Here is an 11,815-nt window from a genome sequence, read left to right on the forward strand (position 1 = left end):
GTAAATATTACAGTTGCAGAGCCTGTCAATCCACATAAATCAGATAAAGAACCTGAATAGTTATTTGACCAAGTTACACCAGAACAGACATCAGAAGCCGAAGCACCACCGTTTGCAGCTAACCAAGCGTTTAATTGAGCTAAGTTTCCAGCACCATCACATTCAACAATCATGTCGCTCGCTTGAGTACTAATTGTTGGATCTGTTGTATCTTGAATAGTAAATGTTCCAGAAGAAGTAGAAGCATTTCCACACGCATCAGTTGCAGTAAAAGTTACTGTTGCTGAACCTGTCAATCCACATAAATCAGATAAAGAACCTGAATAATTGTTAGACCAAGTTACACCTGAACAAACATCTGAAGCCGAAGCACCACCGTTTGCAGCTAACCAAGCGTTTAATTGAGCTAAGTTTCCACTTCCGTTACATTCTACAATTTGTGAAACAACTGGGGTTGTTATATTTGGCGCTGTTGTATCTTGAATGGTGAAAGTTTGTGTTACTTGCGTAGAATTATTACACGCATCAGCTATTGTAAATAATCTAGATACTACTCTAGGACAAGTTCCTAAAACCGTATCTATATAAGTTACACTTGAGATTGCTGAAGCATCAGAAATTGTTCCACCAACTAAGATAAATTGCGCTTGAGTTATTATAGAAATTGTTGAAGAAAATGGAAAATAACCACTTAAGCCTAAAATTGTTGTGTTACATCCTTGTAAAGTTAAATTTGCAGGAGCAGTTACTACAGGAGGAGATGTGTCTCCACCAGTAATTATAAAAATTTGTTGAGCAGTACAGCCAACAGAGTCAGTAACAGTAACTGTGTAAGATCCGTTTGCTAAACCAGTTAAATCTTGAGTTGTAGCACCGTTACTCCATAAGTAAGTATAGCCTGGTGTTCCGCCTGAAACACTAACATCTATAGCTCCAACATTTCCTGATGAACAAGGAGATGAAGTTACATTTCCTGTAATATTAATTGGATTTATTAGGTTAATAATTTGCGTACTTGCACTAACCTGTTGTGGGCTACCTGAATCTGTTACTTGGAGGGTTACAGTATAAGGACCACCGGGATACGGAAACGTATGGGAAGGATTTTGGAGTGTTGAAGTAGTTGAATCCCCAAAATTCCAAAGATAAGTATATGGTGGGTCACCACCATTTGTGTCATCATCAAAATTAACGGTTGTTGTATTGCTAATTGTACATTGTGTATATTCAAATTGAACCGCCATTGGAGCAGAAACAATCATGCTTGTAGGAAGTTCACATTGAGATTTGTTATAAGTACCACAATTATAAGTAGCTAATTCTGGATCACTGGAATTACCATTGGTTTTCCAAACAACAAGTAGTTTAGTTAATGATAATTCATAACCACAAGTCCATGGAAATCCGGTTGGATATCCTGGAATGACTAATAAACGTTGTCCAGCGCCTGAAGCTACTTCTCCTAAATAGCTATTTATTTGGAGTGTTTGAATTAAATTTCCATTTTGATCTTTAACCAAAATATCCGCAAAAATTCTGGTTTGATGAATTGAACTACTTGAATTTGATGTATAGTTCAACCATAAAAAAACGTTTTGAACGTTTGGCGGTGCGCAAGGAGTCGTAATTGGGACTCCGGACGAATTAGAAATACTCAAGAAAACATCATCTAAGGTATAATTGTTAGAGGTGCAATTAAAATAATCTGTATAATAATTTGGTGCGCTTCCACAATTTCTCAAATCTGGTTTTTGAGGAGTGAACTGTCCGTAAAATTGATTTACCCATATGCTAATGAATAATATCAGAAAGGTAGATTTTATTTTCATAAATATGATTTGTTAAATTAACAATCCTTGAAAAAAGTAATAAATTGAGTGTGTCTTAAAAATTTTTAGGTTTACAAGGCTTTTTTTGACGATTTTAATTCACTCAAAATTTATAAATCATTTAAAAAATAAGATGACAAGTCCCCTTCAGTTTAGTTATCTAAACTGTTATTTTAAAATAATTTAATCAATTATGAGTTTTCTCTGGATATCTTAAAACGTATTTGGGGATACTTTTTTTAAGAATAATAGAGGATCAAGGTTAAGTTGGTATTTTTTAACAAAACTAATTGACAGATAATTAGTTTTCTCCAGACTTCTTAAAACATATTTGGGGTTGTGTTTTAAGTGAAATAGAGATAGAGGTTAAGTAGAGATGTTTTTTTAATAGCACTAATTAAGAGATAATTAGTTTTTAATTTAACTTTAAGATTTAAAGTTTTAAAATAGTTAATTTTTCATTTTTTTGATCTTAAAATTTTTAAGATGAATTAGGGGTTGTTTATTCAGTGATCTTTTTCATGTTACACAAATTAATAAACTTGTCGTAACTTTCTGGTTCAAATTTAAAGCAATTATTTTCAATGTTTAACACAAAGTGATATAAAATCGTTATATGGTATTATAAAATCTTTTAATTGCAATTATCTGACAAATAAATAGTTATGTTTTCTTACTTAAAGCGTTAATATAATTTGTTTTTGTTTAAGCTTTCTATTGGTAATTTTTTTGATTTTCTCTTTTAGAAAATTTTGTAGTTACATTCTAAAAAATAAGCGAGAAGTTTTTTGTTTAAATTAATCGACTTATTACATTCAATTAATTTGCTAAGTTTTCAAGAATGAATTTCAAAATTACTGTAATAATTTTTCATTTTAATAACAAAAACGGGTAAAATCGTTATACGGTATCATAAAATCTGTTAAATACAACTAGTTGATATGTAATTAGTTAAAAATTTTAGTTAATTTTAATTTTCACTAAATTATCAACATATGAAAAATTTAATTTTAATAAGACATGCTAAATCGAGTTGGGACTTTCCGTTAAGTGATATTGACAGGCCACTATCTCAAAGAGGAATTAATGATGCTTTTTTAATTTCTTCTAAAGTAACAAAATTGTTACCTAATAAGTTTGTGGTTTGGAGTAGTATCGCGAAACGAACACAAGAAACTTGCTATATTTTCGCGCAAAATTTGTTAATTCCTATTGAAAATATTATCTTTAGAAAAGATTTGTATACATTTGATTATAAAGACTTATACGACAAAATAAGATTATGCGACAATAGATTTGAAAACATTATTTTATTTGGTCATAATGATGCAATTACAAATTTTGTTAATAAATTTGGAAACCAATATATTGACAATGTACCAACTTCTGGAGTAGTGCAAATTGAATTTGAAAATGATGATTGGTTAAACATAAAAAAAGGAAAAGTTAAAAATGTACTCTTTCCAAAATTAATTAGAAGTAAGATAAAGAATGAATCCATACATTGATAGAGAAAAAAGTTGGCTAACATTTAACGCTAGAGTCCTACAAGAAGCTGCCGACGAAAATGTACCATTATTAGATAGATTAAGATTTTTAGGGATTTTTTCCAACAATTTAGACGAGTTTTTCCGTGTTAGATATGCCGCAATAAGAAGAATGAGTCTTGAAAACATAGACACAAAACCCATTTTAGGCGATATAAGTGCCGATCAATTATTAAAAGATATTACAGAAATTGTAATTGAACACCAATCTGAAAGTTTAAGAATATTAAACGATATTGAAAAAAAACTGGAGAAAGAGGGAATTTATATTATTAATGAAAAGCAAGTTAATAAGGAACAAAAAACCTTCATAAAAGATTTTTTTCTTCAAAAAGTTAGTCCAGAATTAGTCACCATCATGTTAAATGATTTAGTGGAGTTTCCTTTAATTAAAGATACTTCTGGTTATTTAGCTGTGAAATTGGTAATGAAAAAGAATAAATCTGGTATTATTTCTGAATTATTAAACGATAGAGAAATTAGATACGCGATTGTAGAAATTCCAAAAACCATCAATAGATTCGTGGTTTTACCATCCAATTCTGAAAAACAATATATTATACTTCTAGACGATGTAATTCGTTATAGTTTAAATCATATTTTCAATATTTTCGATTATGAAACTATTGCAGCTCACATGATAAAAATTACGCGTGATGCTCAGTTAGAATTTGATTCTGATTTAAGTAAAAGTTTTATCGAAAAAATCTCATACAGTGTTAAAGAACGTAGAGTTGGTGAACCAGTTCGATTTGTTTATGATCAAGCGATTGATCATGATACTCTGGAGTTTTTCCTAAATAGAATGAAAATTGATAGTTCCGATTCTATTATTCCAGGTGGAAGATACCACAATCGTAGAGATTATATGGATTTTCCAAATCTTGGTCGCTACGATTTATTATACAAACAAAATGTTCCGTTGCCAATTCAAGGCTTAAGTTTAGACGGAAGTATGCTGGAAAGTATCAGAAAAAAAGATTACTTATTACACGCTCCATACCAATCGTTTTCCTATTTAATTCGATTTTTAAGAGAAGCAGCTTTAGATCCGAAAGTACAATCTATAAAAATCACATTGTACCGATTGTCTAAAAATTCTCAAATTGTAAGTTCATTGATAAATGCCGCTAAAAACGGTAAAAAAGTAACGGTTCAAATTGAATTACAAGCGCGTTTTGATGAAGCAAGTAATATTTCTTACGCCGAACAAATGCAAGAAGAAGGTATCAACTTAATTTTTGGTGTAAAAGGTTTAAAAGTACATAGTAAAATTTGTGTAGTTGAACGTGTAGAAAAAGATGATGAAATTACCAGATATGGTTTTATTTCAACTGGAAATTTCAGTGAATCTTCAGCTAAAATCTATACTGACGTTACGTTGTTTACAAACAATTCTAAAATTTTAAAAGACATTTCTAAAGTTTTCGAATTTTTCGAAGTGAATTACCGAGTACATCGTTATAAACATTTGATTGTTTCACCACATTATACACGTTCTCGTTTCGTAAAATTAATTGATAGAGAAATTAAAAACGCTTTGGAAGGAAAACCTGCGTATATCAATTTGAAAATGAATAGTTTATCGGATTATAAGATGATTGATAAATTATACGATGCGAGTTTGGCAGGTGTAAAAGTGAAATTGATTATTAGAGGAATTTGTTGTTTAGTGCCTGGTGTAAGAAAATTAAGTGAAAACATTGAAGCTATAAGTATTGTTGACAATTATTTAGAACATTCACGCGTGTTTATTTTTGGAAATAATAACGATCCGGAAGTGTTTATTTCTTCTGCCGACTTTATGACAAGAAACATTGATGCTAGAGTAGAAGTAACATGTCCGATTTACGATAATGAAATTAAACAAGATTTAATTGATACGTTTGAAATTGGCTGGAAAGCTAACGTTAAAGCACGTTTACATTCAGATAAGTTTGAAAATTTATACAGAAAACGTGGCGATGAAAAGCCTTTTAGAGCACAACAAGAAATGTATAAATATTACCAAAATAAGTTAGAAGTTATTGCTACTGAAATTTTATAATAAAAATTAATGATTCAAATAAAAAAATATGCTGCAATAGATATTGGTTCCAACGCCATGCGTTTGTTAATTATGAATATTATTGAGCAAAAAGATAAAGAAGTACAATTTAATAAAAGTGCCTTAATTCGTGTGCCAATTCGTTTAGGACAAGATGCATTTACCGTTGGCGAAATCTCTGAAGAAAATATCGACAGAATGATTGATGCGATGAAAGCTTTCAAATTATTAATGAAAGTTTACAAAGTCGAAAAATATATGGCTTGTGCCACTTCTGCGATGCGTGAAGCGTATAACGGAAAAGAAGTGACAGAAATCATCAAAAAAAAAGCCGACATAAAAATTGAAATTATCGATGGAAAAAAAGAAGCAGCAATTATAGCGTCTTCCGATTTACATCAGTTTATAAAAACCAACGAAAACTACTTATATGTTGATGTTGGTGGTGGTAGTACCGAATTCTCTTTGTTTTCGAACGGAAAAATGGTGGTTTCTAAATCGTTCAAAAACGGTACGGTTCGTTTGTTGAACAATATGGTGAACGAAGTCGTTTGGCAAGAAATTGAAAAATGGATTAAAACCAACACCGAAGGTTTAGACAACATCATCATGATTGGTTCAGGTGGAAACATTAATAAAACGTTCAAATTGTCTGGAAAAATGCAAGACAAACCGTTAACGTACAAATATTTAAAATCTCAATTTGATTATTTTAATTCGTTAACTTACGAGCAACGTATTGCGGAATTAGGTTTAAACACCGACCGTGCCGACGTAATCATACCAGCACTTACCATTTATTTAAGAGCTATGAAATGGAGTAATGCGAACCACATTTACGTTCCAAAAATTGGATTATCGGATGGTGTTGTGAAAGCGATGTATTTTGATAAGATATAAAATGCAAAACCTCAGGGTCTTTTATGTAAAATTTAGTAATCAATTTTATGATAAAATAAATTCTTATTTAATCAAACAAACTAGTGTGCTGTTTAATTTTTAATAATTACTTTCAAATTAAATTTTTGTAAGTTTGATAATTCAATGCAAAGAATATAATACCCAGGTTGAATTCCAGAAATGTCTAAATCTTGATTGTTAACTTCATATTGTCTAGCTAATCTTCCAGAAATATCAAATAAATTTATAGATTTAAATTCTGATTTATTAATATTTGTATCAATGTTTATGAAATCAATAGCAGGGTTTTTAATTTTTACAAATGGTTCATTTGAGTTAAATTGATCATTGCTAAGTACGTCTGATTGATTATAATAGGAAGCTGCTCCAAAAACTGCATAATTTAATGTACAAATTATTGGACTAATTGTTTGAGAAACAATATCAACTTCTCTAATGGTTGATTGAGAACTATTTCCTGAAATTAAATAACACTTTGAATTTAATCCTACATTAACACTTGTTGCAGCATATGGATAAAGATTTCCTAAGGACATATAATTAGTACTAAGTGATGGATTAGTTAAATTTACTTCTAGAAGAGTAGAATTGTTAGAATTTGTAATTTCACAAGTTAAAAACAATCTATTTTCAAAAAAGAAAAAATCTCCAATAGCTGTTGTTTGTGGAGGCAAATTTCCAAGTAGGGTAAAGTTGTTTGATATTGGGCTGTATTTATATATTTTAGTACCTGCTGTATATATATTCCCTTGTGAATCTGCTATCATTGCGCTTACTGTTGAAGGCGGTAAAGTTGTAACAAATTCACAGTTTTGAGAAATAGAATTATATTTATATAAATCCCCACCAATTGAAGAGTATATATTATTATTACTATCCATTGCTAAATCACCAGTAATACCAACTGTACCTACGCAAATATTTTGTTGAATACTAGTACATTGAGAAACATTAACTTCATAATAATTAGTGTAAGATTGAAAATTACCATTAACAAAACTATTATTTGGAGAATTAACATAAAAACTTTGTGAAAATACACGAGATGTTAGAAGCAGAATAAAAATAATTCGAAGCATAGTTTAATTAAAAGTTAAAATTTTATTTAGTTTTTTTATTTAAACCCCCAAACACTTCAAATAATCCATAAAATAAGTATCTGGTGTAGATTTTTCTTTATAAATTTCTGAGTTTAATGTTGGTTTGATTACGAAGTTTACATCACCATTTTTAGCTGTAATTTTAATTAAATATACTTTCTCCGTTTTTAAATCTTGGAAGTTTTCAGGTGTAAAATAAAAGAAGCCATCTAAAACACGCACATTGTTTTTGTTTATGGCATCGTATTGTAGTTTGTTACAAGTTTCTGAATCTGTTGAATTCACTAGTTTTACTTGTTTTCCATTAGAAAGTTCTAAAACCATTTTGGTGTTTTTATCAATACAAATAGGCGATAAAATATCTTTACTTTTTTGTAAATACTGAAAGTTTACTCCTAAAACGCCATCAACTTCAAATAATTTAAAAGTTAAAAAAGAAGTTGTGTTTCCAAAAATACTTTCATCAATAATTTTTTCACTTAAAACTCTTGTACTTGAAGTATCAGTAGCGATGTCAGTTTCAAAATCGCAAATTTTGTCTTGTGAGAATGAAAGGTTTGTTAATAGAAGTAAGGCTGCTAATTTAAAGAATGTCTTCATTTTGGGTTTTTATATTTTATTGCAAATTAAAACAATTTTTTCGTCATTGATGTTAGTCGTGAAAAAAGTATATACGTTTCCGCCTTCGGCAATTTTATATTTCTTTCTAATTTCTTCAACAGCTAAAGGGAAATTACGTGTAGTAATGTTCATTTTCTTTTTCTCAATATGTTTTTTTAATTCTTCTTTTTTAAACGGAATTACAGTTTCAATCATAAATCGTCTACCAGGAAAATCAATTAGTTTCATATTTGTAAATAAATGAGAATGTGGATGTAATTTATCTATACCTAAAGTTTTACTCAAATTATCTGAACAACCCGATTTCAATAAAGGCGCATTCGGTTCGTATAAAAACATATTGGGTAAAGCAAAAGTTGTGGGTGTGTTTTTGCCTAAAATAAAAGTATTGGAATCTGTTTTTTCTTTCTGAATATTTACCGAAGTAATTTCAATTTCACCTGTGTAATCTTTTTCTAATATCCATAATAATTCTTTCACTTCGTTCTCAATCGCAACAATATGAATAGATTTTATGTGATTCAATTCGTTAATTCCAGCTGTAATATCTAAAATTGGAGCGGTTTTAATTAAGATGTTTTTACATTTCGAAAAATATAAATCTAGAGTTGCTGGAACATTCGGTAAGCAATCTTTTAATAAAAAGACTTTACCTTTTATGTCGCTTCTTCTGCTTGGATCAATATATATCCAATCGAAATTCGTATCAGAATTAGTTAAAACCTCTGTGCTGTTTTGAGCTACACATTCAATATTTTTGACTTGTAGTTTTTCGTAATTATGTTTGACAATTATTGAAAGTTCTGCGTTTTTTTCACAATGAACGACTTTTTCAAACTTTCTCGAAAAATAATAACAATCGACACCAAATCCTCCGGTTAAATCGATTATAGATTTTCCGGAAAGTAAGTTGGCTTTATATTTTGCTGTAATTTCAGAAGATGTTTGTTCAATTGAAATACTTGGTGGATAATATATTCCATCTGTGGAAAACCAAGTTGGTAATTTGCTTTTCGATTTGTTTTTAGAAACAATTTGATTGATAATTTCTTTCCAATCTAGATCAGGAAAAGGGTTTTTCGACAAGGCTAATTTTGAAATATTAGCTTGTAACGAATTAGTTATAAAATCCTGAATTTCAGTGGTGAGTATGCCTAAATTCATTACAAACTTCTGGTTAATATTTGAATAAAAGTATTATCAGGATAAAATTCTTTCAAAATAAATTTTGCAGCAGTGTAAAAAGGTACAGCAACAATCATTCCTACAATTCCAAATAAAGTTCCAGAGATTATAGTTACTAAAAATATTTCCAAAGGATGTGAATTCGTGCTTTTTGAAAAAATTAAGGGCGAACTAAAATTATTATCTATCAATTGTACAACGAAATAACCAATAATTACATATAATGTTGTTGGTAACACAACGGTTTGAAAATTTTCATTAATATGTCCTAACATCGTTAAAAACGCCGTCATCACTAATGCTATAATTGGTCCGATGTAAGGAATAATGTTTAAAATTGCACCAAGTAAAGCTATAATAAAAGCATTTTCTACTCCAAAAATTAACAGTACAATTAAATACAATATAAAAACAATTAGTAATTGCAGTAATAATCCAATGGCATATTTAGCTAGCATATTTTTAATTCGTAATAAAGAAGCGATGATGCGCCATCTATGATTATCTGGTAAAACCGCACGTAAATTAGTGGTTACTAGTTTTTGATCACTTAAAAGAAAAAAACAAATGAAAATTATAGAGAATAATGCTATTCCGAAATTTCCAATAGATCCAATAATTGAGTTTAAAATATCAGTAATGAAATTGAAATTAAATGATTGTGCAATTTTATGGACATTAAAATATTTTTCATAATCAATACCATACGCTTGTAATGAAACGTCTACATTATTGATGAAAACAGTATAGTTTTTTTCTAAGGAATTAATGTCAAGTAGGGATAAGTTTTTGCTTTGGCCTAAAATTAATGGAACAAATAACATTATTATTCCAAAAATGATTAAAATAAACAACAACAACGAACTCACAATAGCTAAAGTGCGACTAAATTTAAATCGTTTCTGAAGAAAATTACATATTGGTTCAGCTACAAAGCTTAGTAAAATAGCAACAATGATATAAGTAATAATTGATGAAATAGAAAACAGGAAGTAACCACATATTGCAATTCCTAAAAGGATAAATATGGTTCTAAGCAAAGCATTAGAAATATCTTTAGATTTCATATATGAAGTTTATTTTTTTCAAATATAAAAAATCCCGAATAGCTTTTCAACTATTCGGGACTAATTTATTTGATTATATTTTTTTAAATACTATCTGAAAGAAGCTCTAGAACCACCAACATCAAAAATTGCTAGCATTCTAGTTTTTTGCCCTCCTGAGAACATATACATTCCTCTGTCGTCAGTGTAGTCCATATAGTTCATGTACATTTCTAATGGTGTACCAGAACAAGTACTTCTGTGTCCAACTGCAGGAACTCCGTAATTTGCAGCATTGTGAACTGGAGTATCAGAAACTGAGTCTGTACCACAAGTTGCATCACCCCAAATGTGACGTAAATTCATCCAGTGACCAACTTCATGAGTTGCAGTTCTTCCAAGGTTAAATGGATAAGTTGCAGTACCAGTTGTTCCTGTGTATTTACCATCTAATACAACTCCATCAGTTGCAGATGATCCACCTGGGAATTGAGCATAGCCTAAAATACCACCACCAATTGTACAAACCCAAATGTTTAATTTAGTTGTTGGTGAAGTAGGTGCTAAGCCACCTCTGTTTGCTTTTTTCATTGCATCTGCAGTTCCCCAAGATGACTTAGTTGTAGATTTTCTGATAACTTGGTCTAATACGAAACGAATTCCAACATTAGCTCTTACGCTACTGTAAGGATTGTTTGCCGTGTTATAATCTGAATTTTGTGCATTAAAATCTTTGTTTAATACATCAATTTGAGATTGAAGTTGAGCTAAAGAGATGTTTTCCGCTGTTGTTCTGTATAATACATTAAAAACAACAGGAATTTCTAATACTCCATTTACAATTCTACCTTGCGCAATTGCTTCAGCAGCTTTTAACTCAAACTCTTCCATTCTTTTTGCTAAAGTTGGATCTGCAGCAAGTTGGTCTTTCAAATGTTCATCTGAATAACAACCTCTTTTTCCAACAGTTTCTGCTAAATTTCCATCAGTAGTAGTGATAGAGTCTTCTTGTTTGTTACAAGAAAAAAGCAAACTTACAATAGCAAGTGATAAAACAATTTTTTTCATAAAATTTATTTTAATTAGTTAATTAGTTATGCAATATTAATTGTAAGAATTTTAATATCAAAGAAAAAGTGAAATTTTTCAACAAAATTCAATTATTTTGTTAAAAAATGATTTTTTTTCAAAAATTTCGTCATTTTACTGTTTTTAATTCAATGAAATTTTAGGTGTATTTTTAAGAATTATGAAATTTAACTATTTAAAAATTATAAATTTCACATTTTTACATCATTTTTATTGAATTATGTGTTAAAAGTAAGAATTAATGGATTTTGCTATTTTTGAATTAAAATTGAAATTGTTTTTCTTACAAAAAATTACGTTTTTGCCGTAATTTTTGTTAAAATTTGGTGTCTGATTTTGCAAATTTAAAAAGTTCAATCTGAGAAAATATAAAAAAATGGCCGTGAAGAATTAATCGGGATGTGTCGAAAATTATTTTAAAAGAAATATT

At 29.5% G+C, this 11,815-nt stretch carries 9 protein-coding genes; 3 read left to right on the plus strand and 6 right to left on the minus strand.

Annotated features, from left to right (window positions below; genetic code table 11):
- The coding region (locus tag BMX42_RS10285; RefSeq protein WP_143055638.1) for a PKD domain-containing protein at window positions 1-1,829 on the minus strand (1,829 nt) is incomplete at its 3' end.
- Window positions 1,830-2,824: 995 nt separating this feature from the next.
- Here BMX42_RS10285 and BMX42_RS10290 point away from each other — a divergent pair.
- The 3 genes from BMX42_RS10290 to BMX42_RS10300 are packed head-to-tail and all read left to right on the plus strand — an operon-like array spanning window position 2,825 to window position 6,323.
- Window positions 2,825-3,337, plus strand: coding sequence for a SixA phosphatase family protein (locus BMX42_RS10290; protein WP_091313419.1), 513 nt, complete (start codon window positions 2,825-2,827; stop codon window positions 3,335-3,337).
- Window positions 3,321-5,423 carry a polyphosphate kinase 1 gene (gene ppk1, locus BMX42_RS10295; RefSeq protein WP_091313422.1) on the plus strand — a complete coding sequence of 701 codons (2,103 nt, stop codon included), beginning with the start codon at window positions 3,321-3,323 and terminating at the stop codon, window positions 5,421-5,423. The genes BMX42_RS10290 and ppk1 overlap by 17 nt, the downstream gene beginning before the upstream one ends.
- A 9-nt stretch (window positions 5,424-5,432) precedes the next feature.
- The gene (locus tag BMX42_RS10300; protein ID WP_091313426.1) at window positions 5,433-6,323 is read left to right on the plus strand and encodes a Ppx/GppA phosphatase family protein; all 891 of its coding nucleotides are present in this window, start codon (window positions 5,433-5,435) and stop codon (window positions 6,321-6,323) included.
- A 92-nt stretch (window positions 6,324-6,415) separates the two neighbouring features.
- On the opposite strand, the gene BMX42_RS10305 is transcribed toward BMX42_RS10300, so the two are convergent.
- The 5 genes from BMX42_RS10305 to BMX42_RS10325 form a co-directional block, all read right to left on the minus strand.
- Entirely contained in the window at window positions 6,416-7,423 is a 1,008-nt protein-coding gene (locus tag BMX42_RS10305) for a T9SS type A sorting domain-containing protein (protein ID WP_091313431.1), read from the minus strand.
- A 39-nt stretch (window positions 7,424-7,462) separates the two neighbouring features.
- A complete protein-coding gene (locus BMX42_RS10310) occupies window positions 7,463-8,044 on the minus strand; it encodes a hypothetical protein (protein ID WP_091313434.1) in 582 nt (193 codons plus the stop codon).
- 9 nt (window positions 8,045-8,053) lie between these two features.
- Window positions 8,054-9,229, minus strand: coding sequence for a THUMP-like domain-containing protein (locus tag BMX42_RS10315; protein ID WP_091313437.1), 1,176 nt, complete (start codon window positions 9,227-9,229; stop codon window positions 8,054-8,056).
- Complete coding sequence (locus tag BMX42_RS10320) at window positions 9,229-10,317, minus strand: AI-2E family transporter (RefSeq protein ID WP_091313440.1); 1,089 nt, start codon at window positions 10,315-10,317, stop codon at window positions 9,229-9,231. The genes BMX42_RS10315 and BMX42_RS10320 overlap by 1 nt, the downstream gene beginning before the upstream one ends.
- A gap of 90 nt (window positions 10,318-10,407) precedes the next feature.
- The gene (locus BMX42_RS10325) at window positions 10,408-11,364 is read right to left on the minus strand and encodes a zinc metalloprotease (protein WP_091313443.1); all 957 of its coding nucleotides are present in this window, start codon (window positions 11,362-11,364) and stop codon (window positions 10,408-10,410) included.
- Window positions 11,365-11,815 lie beyond the last annotated feature (451 nt).

It is taken from the genome of Flavobacterium terrigena (assembly GCF_900108955.1).
GTDB lineage: Bacteria > Bacteroidota > Bacteroidia > Flavobacteriales > Flavobacteriaceae > Flavobacterium > Flavobacterium terrigena.